The sequence below is a fragment of the Psychrobacter okhotskensis genome (assembly GCF_013248965.1).
In the GTDB taxonomy this organism is placed as follows: Bacteria; Pseudomonadota; Gammaproteobacteria; order Pseudomonadales; family Moraxellaceae; genus Psychrobacter; species Psychrobacter okhotskensis.
In genome coordinates this window covers 1-22,803 of the sequence record NZ_JABRVQ010000029.1, presented here as the reverse complement: position 1 = coordinate 22,803, position 22,803 = coordinate 1, and the positions used below count along the sequence as shown (strand labels likewise).

23 protein-coding genes are annotated in these 22,803 nt (G+C 43.6%); 17 read left to right on the top strand and 6 right to left on the bottom strand.

Annotated features, from left to right (window positions below; genetic code table 11):
• Positions 1–253: 253 nt before the first annotated feature.
• From HQR03_RS12495 to HQR03_RS12480, 4 genes are all read right to left on the bottom strand, one after another.
• On the bottom strand, positions 254–1,102 hold the full coding sequence (locus HQR03_RS12495; protein WP_173240363.1) for a metallophosphoesterase: 849 nt from the start codon (positions 1,100–1,102) through the stop codon (positions 254–256).
• 417 nt (positions 1,103–1,519) lie between these two features.
• Entirely contained in the window at positions 1,520–2,338 is an 819-nt protein-coding gene (locus HQR03_RS12490; RefSeq protein WP_173240362.1) for a metal ABC transporter permease, read from the bottom strand.
• Positions 2,339–2,414: 76 nt separating this feature from the next.
• Entirely contained in the window at positions 2,415–3,212 is a 798-nt protein-coding gene (locus HQR03_RS12485; protein ID WP_244952031.1) for a metal ABC transporter ATP-binding protein, read from the bottom strand.
• Positions 3,213–3,322: 110 nt separating this feature from the next.
• Positions 3,323–3,859, bottom strand: coding sequence for a Fur family transcriptional regulator (locus tag HQR03_RS12480; RefSeq protein ID WP_173240361.1), 537 nt, complete (start codon positions 3,857–3,859; stop codon positions 3,323–3,325).
• Positions 3,860–3,977: 118 nt separating this feature from the next.
• Here HQR03_RS12480 and HQR03_RS12475 point away from each other — a divergent pair, with 118 nt between their 5' ends.
• The 13 genes from HQR03_RS12475 (at position 3,978) to HQR03_RS12415 (ending at position 17,047) form a co-directional block, all read left to right on the top strand.
• Positions 3,978–4,862, top strand: a complete 885-nt coding sequence (locus HQR03_RS12475; RefSeq protein WP_244952030.1) for a metal ABC transporter solute-binding protein, Zn/Mn family — start codon at positions 3,978–3,980, stop codon at positions 4,860–4,862.
• A gap of 294 nt (positions 4,863–5,156) precedes the next feature.
• Complete coding sequence (locus tag HQR03_RS12470; RefSeq protein WP_101211245.1) at positions 5,157–5,555, top strand: ATP synthase subunit I; 399 nt, start codon at positions 5,157–5,159, stop codon at positions 5,553–5,555.
• Positions 5,556–6,240: 685 nt separating this feature from the next.
• On the top strand, positions 6,241–7,107 hold the full coding sequence (gene atpB, locus HQR03_RS12465; protein ID WP_173240359.1) for a F0F1 ATP synthase subunit A: 867 nt from the start codon (positions 6,241–6,243) through the stop codon (positions 7,105–7,107).
• A gap of 33 nt (positions 7,108–7,140) precedes the next feature.
• Positions 7,141–7,389 (top strand): F0F1 ATP synthase subunit C, encoded by a 249-nt coding sequence (gene atpE, locus HQR03_RS12460; protein WP_010197960.1) that lies wholly within the window; start codon positions 7,141–7,143, stop codon positions 7,387–7,389.
• A 117-nt stretch (positions 7,390–7,506) separates the two neighbouring features.
• Positions 7,507–7,977, top strand: coding sequence for a F0F1 ATP synthase subunit B (locus HQR03_RS12455; protein ID WP_173240358.1), 471 nt, complete (start codon positions 7,507–7,509; stop codon positions 7,975–7,977).
• A 13-nt stretch (positions 7,978–7,990) separates the two neighbouring features.
• Positions 7,991–8,614 carry a F0F1 ATP synthase subunit delta gene (locus HQR03_RS12450; RefSeq protein WP_101211244.1) on the top strand — a complete coding sequence of 208 codons (624 nt, stop codon included), beginning with the start codon at positions 7,991–7,993 and terminating at the stop codon, positions 8,612–8,614.
• A gap of 93 nt (positions 8,615–8,707) precedes the next feature.
• Entirely contained in the window at positions 8,708–10,252 is a 1,545-nt protein-coding gene (gene atpA / locus HQR03_RS12445; RefSeq protein ID WP_101211243.1) for a F0F1 ATP synthase subunit alpha, read from the top strand.
• A 243-nt stretch (positions 10,253–10,495) separates the two neighbouring features.
• On the top strand, positions 10,496–11,377 hold the full coding sequence (gene atpG / locus HQR03_RS12440) for a F0F1 ATP synthase subunit gamma (RefSeq protein ID WP_025651433.1): 882 nt from the start codon (positions 10,496–10,498) through the stop codon (positions 11,375–11,377).
• A gap of 50 nt (positions 11,378–11,427) precedes the next feature.
• A complete protein-coding gene (atpD, locus tag HQR03_RS12435) occupies positions 11,428–12,861 on the top strand; it encodes a F0F1 ATP synthase subunit beta (protein WP_025651432.1) in 1,434 nt (477 codons plus the stop codon).
• 114 nt (positions 12,862–12,975) lie between these two features.
• Positions 12,976–13,392 carry a F0F1 ATP synthase subunit epsilon gene (locus tag HQR03_RS12430; protein WP_010197949.1) on the top strand — a complete coding sequence of 139 codons (417 nt, stop codon included), beginning with the start codon at positions 12,976–12,978 and terminating at the stop codon, positions 13,390–13,392.
• 679 nt (positions 13,393–14,071) lie between these two features.
• Positions 14,072–14,788: a response regulator gene (locus HQR03_RS12425; RefSeq protein ID WP_010197939.1), complete on the top strand. Its 717-nt coding sequence runs from the start codon at positions 14,072–14,074 to the stop codon at positions 14,786–14,788.
• Positions 14,789–15,017: 229 nt separating this feature from the next.
• Entirely contained in the window at positions 15,018–16,706 is a 1,689-nt protein-coding gene (locus HQR03_RS12420; RefSeq protein ID WP_173240357.1) for an ATP-binding protein, read from the top strand.
• A 161-nt stretch (positions 16,707–16,867) separates the two neighbouring features.
• Positions 16,868–17,047, top strand: a complete 180-nt coding sequence (locus HQR03_RS12415; RefSeq protein WP_173240356.1) for a hypothetical protein — start codon at positions 16,868–16,870, stop codon at positions 17,045–17,047.
• An 86-nt stretch (positions 17,048–17,133) separates the two neighbouring features.
• Here the strand turns inward: HQR03_RS12415 and HQR03_RS12410 are convergent, their stop codons facing one another.
• A complete protein-coding gene (locus HQR03_RS12410) occupies positions 17,134–18,609 on the bottom strand; it encodes an ATP-binding protein (RefSeq protein WP_173240355.1) in 1,476 nt (491 codons plus the stop codon).
• Between the two features lie 528 nt (positions 18,610–19,137).
• Between HQR03_RS12410 and rpsP the strand changes: the two genes are divergently transcribed.
• The 4 genes from rpsP (at position 19,138) to rplS (ending at position 21,660) form a co-directional block, all read left to right on the top strand.
• On the top strand, positions 19,138–19,407 hold the full coding sequence (gene rpsP / locus HQR03_RS12405; RefSeq protein WP_021812802.1) for a 30S ribosomal protein S16: 270 nt from the start codon (positions 19,138–19,140) through the stop codon (positions 19,405–19,407).
• A 173-nt stretch (positions 19,408–19,580) separates the two neighbouring features.
• On the top strand, positions 19,581–20,114 hold the full coding sequence (gene rimM, locus HQR03_RS12400; RefSeq protein ID WP_101211238.1) for a ribosome maturation factor RimM: 534 nt from the start codon (positions 19,581–19,583) through the stop codon (positions 20,112–20,114).
• A gap of 147 nt (positions 20,115–20,261) precedes the next feature.
• Positions 20,262–21,032, top strand: a complete 771-nt coding sequence (gene trmD, locus HQR03_RS12395; RefSeq protein WP_173240354.1) for a tRNA (guanosine(37)-N1)-methyltransferase TrmD — start codon at positions 20,262–20,264, stop codon at positions 21,030–21,032.
• Between the two features lie 199 nt (positions 21,033–21,231).
• Entirely contained in the window at positions 21,232–21,660 is a 429-nt protein-coding gene (gene rplS, locus HQR03_RS12390; RefSeq protein WP_025651498.1) for a 50S ribosomal protein L19, read from the top strand.
• 278 nt (positions 21,661–21,938) lie between these two features.
• Here the strand turns inward: rplS and HQR03_RS12385 are convergent, their stop codons facing one another.
• Complete coding sequence (locus HQR03_RS12385; RefSeq protein ID WP_101211236.1) at positions 21,939–22,496, bottom strand: DUF4442 domain-containing protein; 558 nt, start codon at positions 22,494–22,496, stop codon at positions 21,939–21,941.
• Positions 22,497–22,803: the final 307 nt, after the last annotated feature.

Here is a 22,803-nt window from a genome sequence, read left to right as displayed (position 1 = left end):
GGTCTAAATAATGCGACAAATGACTGACTGTGAAAACTTAGCTTGTGGTCAATGTAGCCATCCTAGCTATTATAATTTTGCTGATGATTAATCGCGTTACCGTTCTAACGCGGTTTGGTTTTATCAGTATCGTTATTCACTTATCATAAAGCAAAGTTTGATTTTGCCAACCATATGGACGAAATTTTTTGTATTAAATCAAACATATGGACAAGGGCAATCATGGTGTTTTTGACGCCGAGAAAACTGGGCATCAAGTATCCAACCTTTTAACCCAGCTTGCAACCTCTCCATTGTTGGCTAATTGCAACCAACGATAACCGGGGCGCGCGTTTTCATCGTAAGCAAAATCGTCTCTATAAGGCTTAAATTGATAGCAAGTCGACGGCGTGCTATAAACGCTGACCCCTTGACGATGGCGTACTTGCGCTTGATGGGTATGACCGCTAATGATTACTTTTAATTGGTCAAACGGAGCCATATGCTGCCAAAAAGCCTCGGTATTCTTTGCCATATGGATATCGATCCAGTCAGACTCTACTGGGATAACGTGATGGTGCAGGGCGATGAGCGCAGGCTTATTACATCCTTGCAGCTGCCTACACAACCAGTCGATATCGGTCGCGGTCACTTCTCCTGCCACCTTGCCAGAAATAGAAGAATCCAGTAATAGTAATTGCCAGTGCTCCGTCTCAATAACGTGTCGGCTGAGCAAACGCGCATCGGTCGGCTGGGCGACGAGTTCGCGCTGAAAAAACGGTAAATCGCTACCGATCTCATCAGTGACATCATGATTGCCCGCAATACAGGCAAAAGGGATATTGGTCGCTTGCAACACTTCAAAAATATGGTCGTAAATAGCGGGCCGTACTTGATTGACTAAGTCGCCAGTCACCACGATCAAGTCACAGCGGATATCTTCATTCAATGCTTGTTCGATGATTTTTTCAAAACTATGCTGACAAACAAATATATCGGAACTATTGTCAATGTTGTCATCCGCCAGCGCAGAGGTGGGCGTTGACAGGTGCAAATCCGTGATTTGTAACACATTTAGCTGTTGATCTGGCGTACTGATGTTATTGGCAGGATAGCTTAGCATTGGGTCAGTCCCTTATCGAATCAAAACAAGTACTGCTGTTAAAACGAGTATGGATAAATCGGGCACTGTTATTAATGATACAGCGTAGTATATTTACGGCATTTTTTTATCATTAATAACAGCATTCTACTAACTATCGTGCTGATAGCATTAGGGAAAGTTTATATCATAAAGCGGATGAAAGCTCTAGCAATATTGATGAAATAAAGTTGGATAAAGGGATAATGATTCGCTAAAGACTATAGAAGTCTCTATAGTCAGTAAAAAGTAATATCGAACCATCACGCCCTGCTGATATCCATTTTTTTGCTTGCTGTGCCTGCGCAGACAGAGGCTATAAACAACGGATATCAGCAATGCTATCGCGTTTTTAGGATATTTTGACTATACGTGACGACAAAGTTTTAAAGAGCCTCTCTACTGGCGCGCTTTCCAAAACTTTGCCGTTAGCACCTTTGATAAAATCAGCGCTACAAAGAATAAAATAGCCAATATCAGTACGATAGACAGACCAGTTTGAATATCTAGCCAAATACTGCCCCAAACACCTAGCGTCACGCCAAGCTGAGCGATAAGCAGCGCGATAACCACCATTTGCTTTGGCGATGCTGACCATAAACGTGCCGTTAAAGCCGGTAGTACCAGCAAGCCACTGATTAATAAGCTACCCACCGCTTGCAGGGCAATGGCACAAAACCCTGCCAATAAACCCATAAAAAATAGCCGCTGGCGTGTTGGGTTGACGCCTTGAATCCGTGCTAACGCTTCGTGAGTAGCAAGCTTAATTTGTGCCGGCCAAATATAGGCGAGTAAACCTAATCCTACCAGTACACTACCGCCTATTAAGGGTAAGTCTGCCCAATCAAGCTCGAGCAAATTACCAAACAAAAACCCCAGCACGTTGGCTTGCTGATCGGTCAGTTGGGTCAGCGCTAACAGCCCCAAGCACAGCAGCGACACCGCAACCACCGCCAGTACGGAATCGACGGGCAAACGCTCATCATCTATGAGCACGAGTCCTAGTACCACTATCACGCTCACCAAAGCAATACCAATGCCCATGGGCAACTGCCACCACACGGCCAAGGCCACGCCTAGCAAAGTACCATGCGCCAAGGCATCGGCAAAAAATGCCATGCGTCGCCACAATACCAAACAACCGAGGGGCGCTGATAGCAGTGCTAAGATACTGCCAGCAATCCAAGCAGGCGCAATAATGGCTAACCAAGCACTCATAATGTGTATCCAATAAACGGTTTATAAAATAAAGATCGTAAAGCAGCTTTTTGCTTTGGTCGGTTGGTTTCGATGATTACAACTCGCTTGGCGCGTGATGTTCACAGGCGTGCGGCTGGTGGACATAAGGCTGCTCATAATGATGACCAAACAGCTTTTGAAACTCACTACTAATGGCAAGTTCGCTTGGTTGTCCCTCGCAGCAAATATGCTTATTTAGACAAATTACCCGTCGGCTGCCTTTCATCACCCAATGCAAATCGTGTGACACTACTAGCATGGCACAGCGTAAGAAATCCGGCAGCTCATCAATGAACTGATAAAGCCAAACCTCGGTATCAGGATCAAGCCCTTGCATCGGCTCATCTAAAATCAATAAATTGGGCTTATCTAGCAAGGCACGCGCCAATAGAACTCGCTGCGTTTCACCACCTGACAGGTGCAACATCTGCCGTGATAGCAAGTGCGTCAACGATAAATTATCAAAGATAAACTGGCGTTGCTCAGCCGTTAAGCGTTTCTTATCGGCCTGCGCCAATAAGTCGCAGACTCGTAATGGCAATATCGGCGGTACCGCAAAGCGCTGCGGCACATAGCTAAGCTGTAACTGATGATGGGGCGTCATTTGCCCTTTAGTTGGCTCAATCAACCCTAAAATAAGCTTAACCAATGTCGATTTGCCAGCACCATTGGGACCGATGAGGCTGACCGTTTCATTAACAGCGATATCAATGTTGATATGCGAGAGGATGCGTTGCTGCCCGATATGGTAGCTGATATCGCTTAAGCTCAGCAGTTGGCTAGCTTGGTTGGTCTTATTATCCAGACTGATAAACGCAGATGATTGCTTTGATGCTGAAATGGGCAGGCTCATAGGCTAGTAACTAATATATTGGTAAATGATAAGGGGCTAAATATTGAATACTAAGTACTGAATCATAAGTACCTAGTTCATTACTTAATAAAGAAAAAATGTAGCAGGCTTTATTGGCAAGATTGACAACGACCACTGAGCTCAATGACGCTACGAGCGACGATAAAGCCCACATCTTGCTCCGCAAAGCTCATCATTTCTTGTACTGGTAAGCTGCTACATTCTTGAACCCGCTGGCACTGATCGCAGATTAAAAATGCGGCAGTATGCTGGGCGCGTGGGTGACAGCAGGGCACATAAGCATTGATGGAGGTCAGTTGATGTATCAAACCTTCGCTCAACAAAAACTCCAAACTGCGATAAACCGTCGGCGGTGCGACGTTTTTTGGCGTCTGATTGGTGAGAGCCGAATCTTGTGTATCCGGTTCTGACAAGCGCATTTGCTGCAATTGCGTGATCAAGTCGTAAGCACCAACCGGCTTATTGGCAGCCAATACTAACTGATATATCTGCTGGCGCAGTAGCGTAAAGCGTACACCACTTATGCGGCATTGTTCTTTTGCCGCCGTCAAGCGCTCGGTTACATCATGCGCGGTGAAGTGTTGCACATCATGCAAATGTTCGCATGTCGATGAAGTAGTGGACATAGGACAAACTCCTAAAAAATATGACGCCTTTTTATGATGGCGTTTTTCATTGTTATAGTATAACATAATGAAATACAAAACAGGCAAGTCGCCTTCACTTAATAATAAAGACCCTACTATGAATGTATTTTTCAGCTATTTTTTACGCTCATTCATTATACTACAACGATTGCTCATTACTGGGATAGTCGCGTTAAGCTGCTTGACGTTAAGCGCTCAAGCAGCCACCGTTAGTGTGAGTAATTATCCATTATTCTTGTTGAGTCAAGCTGTGACTGATGGTGCGCCGCCTGCCAAGCAATTATTGCAAGCAGGGGAGGTGGGGCATCACGGCAGTATTAGTCCGGGCGACATAAAAGCCATTCAAGACAGCAAGTTTGTGGTATGGTTTGGCGAGCCACTAGAGAACAATCTGGCCGCCAGTCTCAATAGCGCGCCCAATGCCATTGCCTTATTCAAGTTTGACGCCTTTAACCGTCATCCACTGCGCGATATCAAAGGCAAGCCTATCGCTGGTACCCTAGACCCACATATTTGGCTCGATCCTCAAAATGCCAAAGCCATCACCCGTGCGCTGGCGGTGATTCATAGCCATGCCAATCCTGAGTATAAAAAGCTCTATCATGCCAATGCGCAAAAATTTGCCCAGCGACTGGATAAAGAAGTGCTTGCCACAAAGCAGAGCACAGCGTCAAAAATATTGCCTTATTGGGCATATCACGATGCCTATCAGTATATGGAGGACAGCTTAAAGCTACAGCTCATCGGCAGTCTTAGCACCGATCACCATTTAGCGCCAAAAGCCAGTCAGTTGCGCTGGCTAAATGAGCAGCGTCCTGCCAAACAAATGTGTTTGGTTAGTCCAAGTGCACCCGCTAAAGGGTTGCTCGCTAAGCTACAACTGGTAAAGAGTACCGTGCAAGCTGAAGACATGAGTAACAGTCAAGACTTTGTTAGCGGCTGGCAGACGATGGCGCAGCAAATCCGTCAATGTATCGCATAGCTATTTTTAGCCCATTTAGACTGTTGTTAGTTGAATTGAGGACATGCCATAGCTAGGCTTTACTAAGTTTTTAGAGGAAGCGTTAGCGCTAAACAATCAAATGCTTGATAAGACGCATATTTTACTTGCTAATCGCGCGCGCGCTCCCTATAATAAGTGGCGTTTTATTTTGGTTAAAAGGCAACGTCTGTATAGTGACTTTTCATGCATAAAGTGGTCACGGATAAAATCGTGGCAAATATGCGACATTATCCCAATACTAGACATTATCCCAATACTATAGGATAGCTGCTGATGACCAAGCCTGCCAAACGCACGCAAAAAGATGAGATTGGCATCTACCTGAAACGCCAAGCATGGATTTTATTTATCCTGATTATTATTGGTTGGGTAGTAGATGTGACATGGCTCGACAGTGGGCTGATAGTAGCAAAAAGTACCGCGATCGGTGCGCTACTTAGTTATGCTACACAAGCCGTCTTTGCAAATTTTATCTTTTGGCATACTGGATATCGCGCGCGCCGGCATATTGTCAGCCAGCTATATCGAGGTCAGATGGTCAAATGGCTACTGACAGTGTTTGGTTTCGCACTAATTTTTATTACCGTACAACCCCTAGCAGCGCCTGCGTTGTTCATCGGTTTTATGGTAATGCAAATTAGTCACAGTTGGATGTTGTGGCACATACGCTAGTACTCTTTACGATCAGTATTGACGTGAGTAAGTATCTATTAGCGTTAGATAAGTCATCCTGCCGTCCAACTTCTCTATGGCTAGCTTCACAAAGCCAAAAGAATGACAAATAACTGATTTGACGTTAAGGTATGGACTTATAAGTTACTGCTATAAGTCGTTGAAATTACCGTAAAAAGTAAAAATAGTGTTATAGATAATAGATAGTTTGGTTAATTGCTATTACTTATAATTTTATTTTTACATTTTAACGAATGATGCAAACCCATGCCACCAAAGGTCAATAGCCGCTAACTGGTTCATACAGCGGATAAAAAAGTCATAATAGACTTTACACGAATACAACGCTGCATTAATATAGGCAGCTAACTGCTTTGTTTCTGGACGCCATATTGAGCGTTTGCCTGAAAAGATCGGCAGAAGCAGACACCTATTCGATATAAACATTAAAGGGCTATTAATGAATAATCATAAGCCCTTTTTTGATAGCTAAAATTTATACAAATCTAGGTATAGAGCACTAGTAAATAGAACTATGGGTTGGATGTTATTGGTTACATGAGCGTGTTAGCATGATTCATTTGCCTGCTTTGTTACAAGGCAGATAGACATACTACAATCTCATCAGATGACAACCATATTTTTGGTAGTTGATTAAATCGTTGATTAATAAGAAGCTGACATTATGGCAGGCGAGCAAACAACAACAGACTATATCTCTCACCACTTAACGAACTGGACGTACGGCTATCTGCCGGGCGAAGGCTGGAAAGTTGCCTATACTGCTGAAGAAGCTAGTGCAATGGGCTTTAAAGCCATCCACCTTGATTCTATGCTTTGGTCAATTGGTCTAGGCATTGTTTTCTGCGCCATCTTCTGGATGGTTGCTAGAAAAGTCACTTCAGGCGTGCCGGGTAAAATTCAGGCTGCGGTTGAGATGATCGTTGAGTTCGTTGATAACAACGTTCGTGATTCGTATAGTGGCACCTCAAAGCTGATTGCGCCTCTGGCGTTGACTATCTTTGTATGGATATTCTTAATGAACTTGATGGATTTACTACCCGTCGACTTTATTCCTATGATTGCTGGCCAAATCGGCGCAATGATGGGACATGATCCACATCATGTGTTCTTTAAGATTGTTCCAACCACGGATCCTAACATCACACTTGGCATGTCTTTTTCTGTCTTTATATTGATTCTGTTTTATAGTATCAAAGAAAAAGGTTTGGGCGGCTTTGTTGGCGAGCTGACACTGCATCCGTTTAGTGCCAAGAACCCTATCGTACAAATTATTTTAATACCCATCAACTTTATCTTAGAGTTTGTTACTTTGATAGCCAAGCCAATCTCTTTAGGTTTGCGACTATTCGGTAACATGTATGCTGGTGAGTTGATTTTCATACTGATTGCCCTAATGCCATTTTGGATTCAATGGGCGTTATCAGTACCGTGGGCTATTTTCCACATCTTAATTATTACACTTCAAGCGTTCGTATTCATGATGTTGACGATAGTTTATATGTCGCTTGCATCATCAACTGAACATTAATTAGACATTCAATAGGTAAATGAGGATACATCCATGGATCCAGTATTAGGTGGTTACACAGTTATCGCAGTAGCACTACTTATCGGTTTAGGTGCACTAGGCACAGGTATTGGTTTTGCTATTCTAGGTGGTAAATTCCTAGAAGGTGTTGCGCGTCAGCCAGAACTTGGTTCACAGTTGCAAACTCGTATGTTCATCGTAGCAGGTCTTCTCGATGCTATTCCGATGATCGGCGTTGGTATTGCTATGCTATTGTTGTTCGCTAACCCTCTAGCAGGTTAATCAGAAAGCTCAGTTGTAAATGTTTGGTAGTCGAATTTTGTATCTTAACCATAGCCAAAGTTTGGCTATCAAATATGATCAATGAAACTGATTTTTCATTAACAAAGAGGTGATCACGTGAATATCAATTCTACCCTCATCGGTCAAGCCATTGCTTTTGCAATCTTTGTGATGTTCTGCATGAAATTCGTGTGGCCACCACTTATCGGCGCTATTAATGACCGTCAGCGTAAAATTGCTGAAGGCTTAAATGCCGCAGAAAAAGCAAAAGCAGATTTGGCGACCGCGGAGCGAGATGTCCAGCAGGAGCTTGATCTTGCAAAGACCAAAGCTGCTGCTCTAATTGAGCAAGCGAACAAGAGCGCCAACCAGCTTGTTGAAGATGCCAAAACGCAAGCCCAAGTGGAAGGCGAGCGCATTCGTCAACAAGCGCAAGCGTCTATCGACCAAGAAATCAATCAAGCACGCGAATCATTGCGTGCCCAAGTTGCTGAACTGGCTGTACTTGGTGCAGAAAAGATTTTGCAAGACAAAGTCGATGTGCAAAAACATGCCAGTATGTTAGACCAACTGGCGGCGAAGCTGTAATTGTGAGGATAAAATGGCTGACTTATCAACCTTAGCACGACCGTACGCTAAAGCCGCGTTTGACTATGCCAATGAAAACGGGGTAGTAAATGAGTGGGAAAACTTCTTATTTATTGCCAGTACCATTGTTAATGACAAGTCATTCAGTACTTGGCTAGACAATCCAGCTGTTTCTGCTGAGCATAAGTCAGCTGCTTTGATCGATCTTTATGATACACAAGTAGCTAGCGCTGATGATTCTGCTTTTAAGCAGTTACTAGGTGAGGCCCAAGCGGCTCGCCCAGACAACAACGCCAGCTATCCAAAAGTATCAGTAGCACTTAGTAACTTCGTTAAACAGTTATCAGAACAAGAGCGTCTGGCACTGCTTCCTGAAGTTTATGCGCATTATCGCCGTCACAAGGCAACCAGCTTAAAGCAGCTTGATGCATACGTGACCTCTGCCTATCCATTGACCGATGCACAGCGTGACATGCTCCAAACACGTCTTGCCGCCTCGCTAAATGCTAGTGTGGTGATTCATGAGTCGGTTGATCCTAGTCTTTTGGCTGGCGCTACGATCAAAGTCGGTGACAAAATCATTGATGATTCGATGCGCGGCAAGTTACAACAGTTAAAAACACAGCTAACTGCCTAATGCCATTCATCAACGCAGCCGTATAAAAACTGCGTGATAGTAAGAGCATTTAAGTCAGTGGGCGGGTTATCATAAATTAAAGGAAACAAGGCAATGCAACAATTGAATCCAGCGGAAATCAGTAACCTGATTAAGCAGCGTATTCAAGACCTTGATGCGGGTGCAACTGCAAAGAATGAAGGCACGATTGTCAAAGTATCTGACGGTATCGTGCAGATTCATGGTCTTGAAGATGCCATGTACGGCGAAATGATTGAGTTTGAAGGTGAAATCTATGGAATGGCGCTTAACTTAGAGCGTGATTCTGTTGGTGCGGTAGTACTGGGCGATTTCCTAAAACTACAAGAAGGTCAAAAAGCCTATTGTACTGGTCGCATTTTAGAAGTACCCGTAGGTCCTGAGCTGCTAGGCCGTGTTGTTGATGCTTTGGGTAACCCTATTGATGGCAAAGGTCCTATCGATGCCAAGATGACGGATAAAGTCGAAAAAATCGCCCCAGGTGTAATCGACCGTCAGTCAGTAGATCAACCAGTAATGACCGGTTATAAAGCCGTTGATACCATGATTCCAATCGGTCGTGGTCAGCGTGAGCTTATCATTGGTGACCGTCAGACGGGTAAAACCGCGATGGCTATCGATGCGATCATTGCGCAGAAATCATCTGGTATTAAGTGTGTCTACGTCGCTATCGGTCAGAAACGTTCTACGATTGCTAACGTTGTACGTAAGCTTGAACAGACCGGCGCACTAGAATATACGACTGTTGTCGTCGCTTCAGCGTCAGAGCCAGCAGCACTACAATATATCGCACCGTACTCAGGTTGTACGATGGGTGAATATTTCCGTGACCGCGGTGAAGATGCACTAATTGTCTTTGATGACTTATCAAAGCAAGCGGTTGCTTATCGTCAGATTTCACTACTATTACGTCGTCCGCCAGGTCGTGAAGCGTATCCTGGTGACGTATTCTATTTACACTCACGTTTACTTGAGCGTGCCTCACGTGTCAACGCCGCGTACGTAGAAAAATTCACTAATGGTGAAGTGGTTGGTAAAACGGGTTCTTTAACCGCGCTACCTATCATTGAAACCCAAGCGGGTGACGTCTCTGCATTCGTACCGACTAACGTGATTTCAATCACTGATGGTCAGATCTTCTTAGAGTCTAGCCTATTCAACTCAGGTATCCGTCCAGCAGTTAACGCTGGTATCTCGGTATCGCGTGTCGGTGGTGCTGCTCAGACGAAGATTATCAAAAAGCTCTCTGGTGGTATTCGTACCGCACTAGCTCAGTATCGTGAACTAGCAGCGTTTGCTCAGTTTGCCTCTGATCTTGATGACGCAACGCGCGAGCAGCTTGATCATGGCGAGCGTGTGACTGAACTGATGAAACAGAAGCAATATCAGCCAATGTCTATCTCTGAGCAAGCAGCGGTTATTTATGCATCAAACGAAGGTTTCTTATCAGACGTACCTGTTGAAAAAATCGGTGCTTTCGAAGAAGCTTACTTACGTTATATGCATGATGAGCAAAGTGAATTGATGCGCGAGATTGATGATACTGCGAACTATAATGATGATATCGCAGGTCGTTTAAAGTCAGCTTTAGAGACCTTTAAACAAAATCACAGTTACTAAGTTAGCAAATACTAAGTTAACGGGTTAAGCCGAATTGGTTATGGCTGTCATTGACAGCTTATAAGGTGGCGCATTGTCTGATAAGCTTTTGCTGAGACAGTAGCGCGCCACCGCATTAACCATCATGGTATTAGATCGCGTGTTGCCACAAGATTTAAAATATTATTCTAACCGTTCAATGTTTTATATTAAAAATTTGTTGCAGGCGCCAATGCTTTTTAACCCTCTTATATTGGAATCATTATGGCAAGCTTAAAAGAGATACGTGCCAAAGTCACCAGTATTAAAAGCACCCAAAAAATTACTCGCGCTATGCAAATGGTAGCAGCAAGTAAGATGCGCCGTGCCCAAGAGCGCATGGAAGTGGGTCGCCCGTATGCTGATAGTATGCGCCGGGTTATTTCACATTTGGTGCATGCCTCATCAGACTACAAACATCCTTATATGGTATCGCGTCCGGTCAACAAGGTCGGCTACATTGTCGTTACCTCTGATCGTGGTCTCGCGGGTGGTTTGAATATTAACCTATTTAAAGCACTAACCAAAAGCATTCATGAGTATCAAGATCAGTCTGTTCAAGCCGAGTTTGCAGTCATCGGTGCCAAAGGCGTCAGTTTCTTCAAAAACTTCGGTGGCAAAGTCACTTCAGCCGTGACCGACTATGGCGACAAGCCAACGTTTGAGCAATTAAATGCGCCGGTTCAGGCCATGCTTGAGGACTATAGTAACGGTAATATCGACCGTATCTATGTGGTATATAACAAATTCGTTAATGCCATGACTCAAAAGCCAACCGTCACTCAGTTGGTGCCTTTACCAGAGGGCTCATTTGGTGATGGAGAGAGCGGCATAGAGACAGAACTGAGCTGGGATTATATCTACGAGCCTGACATCAAGACGTTGATTGATGAATTGCTTGGCCGTTATATCGAGTCGATTGTCTATCAAGCAGTAATGGAAAACATTGCTTCTGAGCAGTCTTCGCGTATGGTTGCGATGAAAGCGGCGACAGATAATGCTGGTGACCTAATTAACGATTTACAGTTGGTTTATAATAAGCTGCGTCAAGCGGCGATTACTCGAGAAATCTCGGAAATCGTTGGCGGTGCTGCTGCTGTTTCATAATTGAAACCCCTTATGAAACCCACTATATACAGAAGTTCAAGGAGAACGCAATGAGTAGCGGTCGTATTGTACAGATTATTGGCGCGGTTCTTGACGTTGAGTTCAACCGTAACGAAGTTCCTCAAATTTATGATGCCTTGCAAGTAGACGGTACCGAAACCACCCTAGAAGTACAGCAACAGCTAGGTGATGGCATCGTACGTACTATTGCCATGGGATCAACCGAAGGCCTAAAGCGTAACCTACCGGTTACCAACACTGGTGCACCTATTGCAGTACCCGTTGGTATCGGTACGCTTGGTCGCATTATGGATGTTCTTGGTCGTCCTATCGATGAAGAAGGTCCTGTACAGGCTGATGAAAAATGGTCTATCCACCGTGAAGCGCCAAGCTACGCGGATCAGTCAAACAGCACTGAGCTGTTAGAGACTGGTATTAAAGTTATCGATCTACTTTGCCCGTTCGCTAAAGGTGGTAAAGTTGGTCTGTTTGGTGGTGCTGGTGTTGGTAAAACCGTCAACATGATGGAATTGATCAACAACATCGCTCTTAAACACGAAGGTTTGTCAGTATTTGCTGGCGTTGGTGAGCGTACGCGTGAAGGGAACGATTTCTATCACGAAATGCAAGAAGCTGGCGTTGTAAACACTGAAGACTTTAGCAAATCTAAAGTTGCAATGGTATATGGTCAGATGAATGAGCCACCGGGTAACCGTTTACGTGTTGCACTGTCTGGTTTGACCATGGCTGAGTACTTCCGTGATACCAAAGATCCTGCCACTGGCAAAGGTCGTGACGTATTGCTATTCGTTGATAATATCTATCGTTATACACTAGCCGGTACTGAAGTATCAGCATTGCTTGGTCGTATGCCATCAGCGGTCGGTTATCAGCCAACACTAGCTGAAGAGATGGGTATGCTGCAAGAGCGTATTACGTCAACGCAGTCAGGTTCTATTACATCAGTTCAAGCCGTATATGTACCTGCGGATGATTTGACGGATCCATCACCAGCAACGACGTTTGCCCATTTGGATGCGACTGTTGTACTAAGCCGTGATATCGCCTCACAAGGTATCTACCCTGCGGTTGATCCACTGGATTCAACCTCACGTCAGCTAGATCCATTGGTTATCGGTGAAGAGCATTACAACGTTGCTCGCGGTGTACAGGAAATCTTGCAGCGCTATCGAGAGCTAAAAGACATCATCGCAATCTTGGGTATGGATGAGTTATCAGAAGAAGATAAGCTAGTCGTTTATCGTTCGCGTAAGATTCAGCGCTTCTTATCGCAGCCATTCCACGTAGCCGAAGTCTTTACGGGTGCACCTGGTAAATATGTACCACTACGCGATACCATTGCTAGCTTTAAAGCAATCATCGCAGGTGAGTATGATGATTTGCCAGAGCAAGCATTCTATATGGCTGGTGGCATCGATGAAGTCGTTGCTAAAGCAGAAAAAATGAAATCTTCTGCAGCGTAAGTGGTATTAGCATTGGCTAACGAGTAGGTATAATATAAATTTATAGCTACTCATCAGTAACGCATCGCAGTTTTTACTGTTTTTTGATTGCGCTTTGATAGTAAGGAGTTAAGTATGGCAACGTTACAATGTCGCGTCGTAAGTGCCCGTGAAGAGTTGTATTCAGGCGAAATTAGCATGTTAATAGCTACTGGTACCGAAGGCGAGATTGGTGTATTGCCAGGTCACACACCGCTTATTACTTTGCTAAAGCCGGGTGCGATGCGGGTGCAAACACCAAACGGTGAAGAAGAAGTAATTTATGTATCAGGTGGCGTGTTAGAAGTACAACCGAAGATGGTTACGGTATTGGCTGATACAGCGATGCGCGCCCATAATCTTGACGAAAGCAAAATTGTCGAAGCACGTAAGAAAGCGGAGCAAATGCTGGTCAACCAGTCAGATACGGTACAAACCAACGCCGCTTTGGCATCGTTAGCGGAATCGGTAGGACAGCTACAGGCTATTCGTAAGTACAAAAACCGTGCTTAATCTGATTCTTTACCGCGTCCAATATTATATCTCATAAAAAACAGTCCATCATGGGCTGTTTTTTTATGTGTATCATTCTATGCTCATGACTTTATGCTTGTTTGGAGTATGGTCTAATTTATAGACGATCGACTATATTTACCATAGGGTGGATTTCTGTGTTAGATTTGGACAAATAAACCATATTTTCTGCGCTTTTAATTAATAGATAATGACTATTAATAATTTCATGCAAAATTCGCTAGCGGTAATCTTTTTATCTCGCTATATTAGAGTGTGTTTAACATTCAAAAAGAGGCGCTGATAGCGAGTATTCAACATGCCCCAGCTATTGAATAATAATTAATAAGAATATCAAAAAGCTAATAGGGCTATTTTATTTAAAATGGTGATAACTCGCATTTATAGCTACCTTAGATGAGCCGCTGAGAACGGTCTTAAGGTTTCTGGCAACACAAAATAGATAATCTTGGACGTAAACTAAAGTTTTAATAGCCGTAGTTTATAGGTTTTGTTAACGACTATAAGCTATAGTATAGGAAGCTGACTGTTTAATAGTATACTGTCCTACCAAGTTTGTAACAGCTATACCAACATCAATGGTGCCACTCAGTGGCGCTATTAATTTACCGCTCTTACTTTTACTGCTTTTAAATGAGATGTATTAGAGGATACAACAATGACAACGACTGAAGAAGACAACACCCCCCGAATTTTGATTGTTGAGGATGATGAGCGTCTGGCCATGTTAACCCAAGATTACTTGGTTAAAAACGGTTTAGAAGTGGCAATTGAGACTGATGGCAATCGCGCCATTCGCCGCATTGTCAACGAACAACCAGATTTGGTCGTGCTTGATGTCATGCTTCCTGGTAGCGATGGACTGACAGTTTGCCGTGAGGTACGCCCGCACTACCAGAACCCTATCTTGATGCTGACTGCTCGTACTGAAGATATGGATCAGGTACTGGGTCTTGAGATGGGTGCCGATGATTATGTCGCCAAACCTGCTCAGCCGCGCGTATTGCTTGCTCGTATCCGCGCTTTGTTGCGTCGCTCGGAAAATGCTCCATCAGAAGATGTACCACAGCGCCTAGAGTTTGGTGAATTGGTTATCGACAATGGTGGTCGTTCAGTCAATCTAGGTGATGAGTTGGTTGATTTCACCAGTGCTGAATATGATTTGTTGTGGTTGTTGGCTTCTAATGCTGGCCGTATATTGTCGCGCGAAGATATCTTTGAGCGTCTACGCGGTATCGAATATGACGGTCAAGACCGTTCTATCGATGTGCGTATCTCGCGTATTCGTCCAAAAATCGGTGATGATCCAGAAAATCCAAAACGTATCAAAACCGTTCGCAGTAAAGGGTATTTGTTCGTTAAAGAAGGCAACTAAGTCAATTTTGCTTCGGCAATGGCTTATTGCTCATTAGCGTGACCAAAGAAACCAGCAACCATGCTGGTTTTTTTGTGGCTAAATTTTAATTTTTGAACTTAAATGCTGTGTTATGTGGTTTAATTGAGCGATAATTATCGCTGTGAATTAAGTAAGCATAAGCTAAATAGTGCAGCAAATATTCAGCATTCATTAATATTTTTTCTTCATTAGGTTGGTCACGGCACGTATGTCATTAGTCTCTTCTTTAAAACATAGTATTTTTGTCCGTATTTATGCTGGACTACTTATCGTTTGTTTGTGTGTGGCACTATTCGCTCAATTATTGATGGATACCATTAATAAAGAGCGCGTACAATCCTACCGTGAAAACATGGCAAAGGGTGCTTTTCATCTGGTCAGTGAAGGGGTTGCGCATCAAGATAATGAGATGCAGCGTGACTATTGGCTGTCTGATGCCAGTAGCTTATTTGGCTCGACTTTTAGTATTGTGCCCATCGAAAAAATTGATTTTAACGCCAGTGAGTTGCGTCGTTTTGACAATGGCAATACCGTCGTGCGTTATATGACTCAACCTGTCTACGCAGATGTTTACTATCGTCTACCTGATAACAAAAGCGTGTTGACCGCTAGAGTCACGCAAGTCACTGAGCAGCAAGTGCGCGCCATTGCTGTATTCCTATTGGATGATTTGTCCTATCATATGACGCTGTCGGATAAACGTGCTCGCTTGGCTGAGCTGGAAGAGAAGTTTTCTTTTCCTTTAGCGTTCAAAGCAGTCAATACGCTAGAGTTGGACACGGATCAAATGGCGCGTTTGCGCCGTGATGAAGTGGTTATCTTATTGCAAGATACCAATAGCAGCAAAAGCAATTCAGCAATCAGGGTAGTGGTGCCGTCTGAAATCAACGACATGGCGATTTTGATTGGACCGGTGCCCTTATTTAATTGGTTCCCGCTCAATTTGATTATCAGTATGATTTTGATCAGTATGTTTTTGATCAGCTTGGGCGTCTATGCACTTATTTTCCCACTTGAGCGTAAACTGCAGTTGATTCAAGTCGGTGTCAATGAGGTGAGTCAAGGTAACCTTGATATTCAAGTACAGGTCATTGGACAAGATGAAATTGCTCGTTTGTCAGCGACTTTTAATGCGATGACCGCGCATATTAAGCGTTTGATTGAGTCGCAGCGCGAGCTGACGCGCGCAGTATCGCATGAGCTGCGCACGCCAGTGGCACGTATACGCTTTGCCGTCGATATGTTGGCTGATACCGATGATGAAGACTCGCGGTTTATGCAGCGTGATTATATTGATGAGGATATTGAGTCGCTTAACGGTCTCATTGACGAGATTTTGACTTACGCTAAGCTAGAAGAAGGGTCACCAAAACTCGATCTAGAGCCCGTAAATCTCAAAGAGTTGCTCGAACAGATTGAGCGTGAAACCAATGCCTTGGGCAAACCTATCAAGATAGTGACCAACTTGCCCAACGCTAAAGTAACGGCGGTTGCCGATAGACGTTATCTACACCGTGTCATTCAAAACCTTGCGGGTAATGCTTTACGCTATGCAGAAACCACGATTATCATCAGTGCGGGCATCAGAAAAGGCAACGCTTTCGTCAGTGTAGAGGATGATGGCCACGGTATTCCAGAAGCCGATCGCGAAAAAGTTTTTATCCCATTCTCACGCTTGGATGATAGCCGTACACGGGCATCTGGTGGCTATGGCTTAGGGCTGTCGATTGTGTCGCGTATTGCTTTTTGGTTTAATGGTAGTATGAAGGTCGATGAAAGCCGTGAGCTTGGTGGTGCCAGATTTGTCATGACATGGCCTATCAAACCCTTGACTCAAGTGCTTGCCGCTGACCAGTTAACCCAAGAAAAAAGTGAGCGAGATTTTGGTGATGAATGATTTAGGCCATATCTTTTTGAATCGTACCTTTAAAGTTTGAAGCAGTCAAAAAATTGATTTAGAAATCAGTGTTAATTGAATATCAACCTTTAGAGTGACTGCTTGCCAGTTAGTGTCTCAGTACTGAATGTAATATTATTTTTAAAAGAGGAGGGCAAAGGATGCCGTATTTATTTGGTGGTTTGGTAGTATTGAATGCTGTGACGTTGGGTTATTATTTATTTTTACAGCAACCTTCGACCACTCAGACATTAAAGGCAGCAAAAGAGGATATTAGCCAGCCTTTAACCTTTACCAATAGTGCGAAGTACATTCCCCCTGTTATTGGGACTAGAGAATAGGTTGGTTTTTCATCAAAGCGCTTTTAGGGAGTGTCTGCAGTTAGCATTAAGCGCTTTGTTTATAATATCTACAATGAAAACAAACCTTAACGGTTGTTATCGGTAACATCACCAGTCATATTGGTCGTTTCTATATCAGCGGCTATATTGGTATCTCCAGCTACCTTAGAAAGTAGGGGTATCCGCACACATACTTGCAAACCACCGTCAGGGTGATTGATGGCTTCAACGGTACCATGATGTAGTCCAGCAATGCGGCTGACGATGGCAAGTCCCAGTCCGCTACCCTGAGTGGTACGTGCTGTCTCCCCACGTTCAAACGGTTGCATAATACGTTCTAACTGGTCTTCTGCGACCCCATCACCGCAATCACGTACACATATCACCAATTGCTCTTGCGCTTCTTTACTAACGACATTTTCGCTGACTACCTCGCTGTCTTCATCCTCAACGGTATCTATAAAGGTCGGCACCACGGTCACTGACAGATAAATAGGCGGCTTACCATAACGCTTCGCATTATTAACGAGATTGATGACAAGGCGTTTAATAGACATGGGGCGTACCGGTACGACTTTGTGGCACTCTGATTGGTAAATAAATTTCATCGGTGCAAACTGCACCATAATTTCATTAAATATAGTATCTAAATTGGTCAGACTCACTGGCTCATCAGAGCCATCCTTCATAAAAGAGATAAACTGCTCCAAAATGGCATCCATATCTTCAATATCGTAAATCAATCCTTCTCGGAAGAAATCGTCTGGCAGCATCTCTGCTGTTAAACGCATACGTGTCAGCGGTGTACGCAGGTCATGTGAGATACCAGCAAGCATGATGGTACGTTCTTTTTGCGCTTGATTGAGCGTGGTAAATAAGCGGTTGAATGCCATATTTACCTGACGTATCTCTGTAGGCCCTTTTTGCGTTGGTAAGGATGTTGCGTGACCCAGTCGAATGTAATTAGTCGCCGCGCGTTGTAAATAACGTAGCGGACGGTTTAACTGCCGTGCCAACAAAAGAATCGTCAATAGCGATAAAATAGGCAGTCCGATAAGGAAAAGTGCTAACAGTCCTGGACTGTACTGTGAATAATAGACCACTGGTTCGCGAATCCAAAAACTGGTGTCACGACTGTCTTGTACCCACAGCTGCGGGGTTGGTTTGAACTTGAAATACACTTCCACTGGTCGACCTAACTGTGCCCCTATTTCGCGTTGTAATACATCGGTAAAAACACCCACAAAGGCTTTATCTGCTACTTGCGGGAAGTCACTGGGGTTATCAACCACCACCACGTGCGAATGCTGATATATCCATTGCCGCACCTTGGGGCTATCCTGCCAGTCTTTATTGACGCTATTCATCAAACGTAGCTCGCTGGTCAGATAGCGCGCATGATTTTTGAGCTCTGGCAAATAAAGACTGCGCCAAAAGAACACAATCGATAAGCCGACACTGATAATGACAATAAAAGCCACCATTAAGGTAGTCAGCCAACTATTGGAATAAGAGCGTGGCAACCAACCTTTACGAGGTATTTTAGGGTTTGGGGTGGTCATATGCATCCAAGGTATAGATAAATAATAGGGTGATAAAATAGTGCCACGTCACAAAAACTGTAGCTCGTTTAGATTATCAAGTAAGCAAGCACATTGCTGGCGTTACGGTCTATTGTATACTGTTTTTATTGGGCTGTTATGAGTAGAAATAGAGCAGCACAATCAAGTAATCAAGTTACATGGATTTACTATGCACAATTTGAACACTTTGATTTGGCTAAGTCGTCCAAAATCACAACCTCACTAAGTACGATCTATAAAAGCTATTTTTAATGTTTTAGTTTTAATGTTTTAGTTTTAATATTTTAGTTTTAATATTTTAGTTTTAATATTTTAGCGATTTGATACGGTCAGAAGCAGGGTATTAAGACTTTATAATCATGGGCAGTTATTAATTTCAATTTACATACAAGCGTATTTAAGCTATTGTTAATAAATAATTAAATAAGCATAGTTTATGTTTTCAATAAAATAAGACTGTGCTATAATTATGCCCTTTTTGGTATACCTGCGAAAGAGAGAATTCACATGGTTGTTATTCGTTTAGCACGGGGCGGTGCCAAGAAACGCCCATTTTATCAAGTAGTTGTTGCTGATCAACGCCGCGCGCGTGACGGTCGCTACATTGAAAACATCGGCTTTTTTAACCCACTCGCTAAAGAGTCTGAAGAAGCAGTACGTCTGAACATGGAAGCGTACAATGCGTGGATCGCCAAAGGTGCACAACCTTCTGATCGCGTTGCTTCATTAGCAAAAGCTTACAACAAGTCTGCAGCTCAAACTGAAGCAACTGCTTAAGTTTTTCTTGCTGTTACTGAAATGCTGATAGTGTGATTATGGGCATAGCTCAGTAGACTTTAGAAGATATAGCGTAACTGGTCTGACCAGGGTGCGCGATTAACTGTTTATCGCTTTTGATTGCGTTTATCGCTTTTGATTGAAATGTTTTAATCATTGTTAGGTTAGCCGTTATGTCATCTGTTCCAAACGCTAGTGCTCTTATGAAAATCGGTCAGCTTAAGAAGCCTTATGGCATCAAAGGTTGGCTTTGGGTATTTAGCGACACAGATGATCGTACGGCGATATTCGCCATGCAGCCGTGGTGGATGAAAACCGCTACTGGCATGAAACCTCTGACTGTGAAAGCTTGGCGTGAACAAGGCACAGGAATCGTGGCTCAATTTGAGCAGGTTCCTGATCGCAATGTTGCGGAGACTATGAATGGGGTAACCCTTTGGGTCGAGCAAGACGTCTTGCCAGAAACAGCGGAAGATGAATATTATTGGTCGGATTTGGTCAGCTTGCGCGTGATGAACGAGCAAGATGAGTATCTAGGCAATATCGCTGAAATGTTTGAAACCGGTGCCCATGACATCATGCGCGTGGCGCCTAATTCAGACAGTTTAGATAAAGAAGAACGCCTGATTCCATGGCATAAGCAAACCGTGATGCAGGTCGATATGACTGCAAAAACGGTGCTTGTGGCATGGCCAAGTGATTATTAATAATAAGCAATAATTAATCAGTAATGGTTAATAAGGTCTTATTAAGACAAGCTTTGCTGATATAAGTTTCGGCTTTATCGCTGAGCATCGTTAATAGTTACACCGATTCATTTAGCTTTTATTAGCCATTGTGCAAGTAGACATCAGATGTATTTTGCCGTCATTAGTATTTTTCCTGAGATGTTTGCTACGATTCGTGAGTTTGGTATCACGGGTCGGGCAGTCACACAGGAGCAAGTGACGATTGAATGTATCAACCCGCGTGATTATACCACTGATAACTACCGCCGTATTGATGAACGCCCGTATGGTGGCGGTCCTGGGATGGTGATGATGGCTGAGCCATTATCAATAGCTATCGAGGATGCGCGCTTGCGAGCGGGTCAACATGGCTGCCGTGTCGACAGTGAGCATTGCCCGGTGATTTATATGTCGCCACAAGGACAGACGCTTAGCGAAAGTAGTGTGGTCAGTATGACTGAGTATGATGGCATGATTATATTATGTGGTCGTTACGAAGGTATTGACGAGCGCTTACTGGTGCAGTATGTCGACTTGGAAGTGTCGTTGGGTGATTACGTATTGACTGGTGGTGAGCTGCCAGCCATGGTGATGATGGATAGTGTGATACGTCGTCTGCCTGATATTATGGGTGATGATCAATCAGCTGAGCAAGACTCGTTCGTCGATGGCTTGCTTGATTGTCCACACTATACCAAGCCGCATGAGTTTGCGGGTATGGCGGTTCCTGAAGTATTACTTTCAGGACATCATGCCAATATCGCTAAGTGGCGCTTTAGTCAGCAAGTCAGTCGCACGCAAGCGCGTCGTCCCGACTTATGGCAAGCGTTCACCCCAACAGTAGAGCAAGCGAAATGGCTAAAAGCATTGGCAAAAGCAGATAAAAAGCCACGTTAATAGCGGTCAAAAACATAAACAGTTAAGCAATAAAATTTTGAGCAATAATAAAACGAGTCATAGCATAATGGCCGTTGGTTATAATCCATTTACGTTGTAGTTGTTATTAATACAAGATGTTGATAATAGCTATGATTAATTATTAAAAACAGGTGATATGCGTTAAGCCTCTATTATCTAATGTGAGGAGATAACTCTCATGAGCAACAAGCATCCATTGGTTCAGGTCATCGAAAATGCTCAATTGATTGAGCGCCCAAGCTTTGCACCCGGCGATACCGTTGTGGTTCAAGTTAAAGTACGTGAAGGTGAGCGTGAGCGTCTACAGGCTTTTGAAGGCATTGTAATTGCTAAGCGTAACCGCGGTCTAAACTCAGCGTTTACCGTACGTAAAATCTCAAGCGGTGTTGGTGTTGAGCGTGCATTCCAATTGCATTCACCAATTATTGACAGCATTGAAGTGAAACGCCGTGGTGCGGTTCGCCGTGCAAAACTGTACTACTTACGTGAGCGCTCTGGTAAATCAGCCCGTATCCGCGAAAAACTTGCTCCGCGTGCACCTAAAGTTGTCAAAGCAAAAACTGACGCTCGCGTTCCTGATGCAGTTGAAACTGCACCGGGTATTTAAGCAAAAGCTTGCCGTCTTTAGTTGGCTGTATAATTTACAGTTGATTAAAGTAAGGTAATAGTAGATACAAGCCCTTATTCATAGGTTTATCATATAAATAAGCGGGCCATACCAAAAAAGACAAAACCCCAATCTATGCGCATGCTAGATTGGGGTTTTTGTATGTAGGGTTCAAAAATGTATGTAAGGTTCACAAAAATGATCAGTAGCCGCTTAACGGTCAACTACTCTTCTAAGCAACCACTTCAGCTAATAAGCAACTAATAATTAACAACTGACTAAGTATCGAGCACATCCATACGGCTGCTTTGATTCTTTGATTTGCTGTGTTTGCGCAAGCGTATATAAATAGTCTTGGTGACAGTAGCGATCAACTTCTGCTGATCGTCAAAGATATCCGCCTGATATTCACGAAATACAGCGTCACCGTCTTTGGCCAGTTCTTGAATAGTGATGAGTTCGGTACTAGGAATTTTCATCCGAGTAATTACTTTACTGTTACCTGGCGCGACAAAGTCGATATGTGAGCTTTTGTCCCACACCACATAACTACTGCCCAACTGGTGCATTAGCATGAGCATATAAAAGGGATCTACCATCGAATATAAGCTGCCGCCGAACTGGGTACCGACGATATTCTTATTCAGAGCATTGAGCCCCATGCTTACCACGCACAACCCTTGATCGAGATTGATATGCTCAATTTTGATACCCGCGCCAACATAAGGCGCGTAAGTATTGATGCGCAGTTTAAGTAAATGCGGTGCCAGTAGCGGCATGATATTTTTTTTAGCCTTACGTTTTAGGGTCTCAAGATTTTTTGGTAATAAACTCATAGATATGTCCTGTTGCCTTTTTCAATCTTGCCTGCTGGGCTATTTTTAGTTTATGAATTATTTTATCAAAAGCGCACAAGCACCTGACGATGGTAGGTTTGCTATTGATTCATAGCCATGCAAAAGATATTTATCATAATAAAAAACGCCAACAGCCACCAGCGTTAAAGCGTAACTGATAGACGAATTTTCTGCTACTTAGATTAACACACCAAGTGCAACGCTAATTAATATTATAGAACGCCTGCATAGGCGTTTTAAACCCTAAGCGTTTTCTTGGTCTGTTATTTAGTTTGTTCTCAATGTC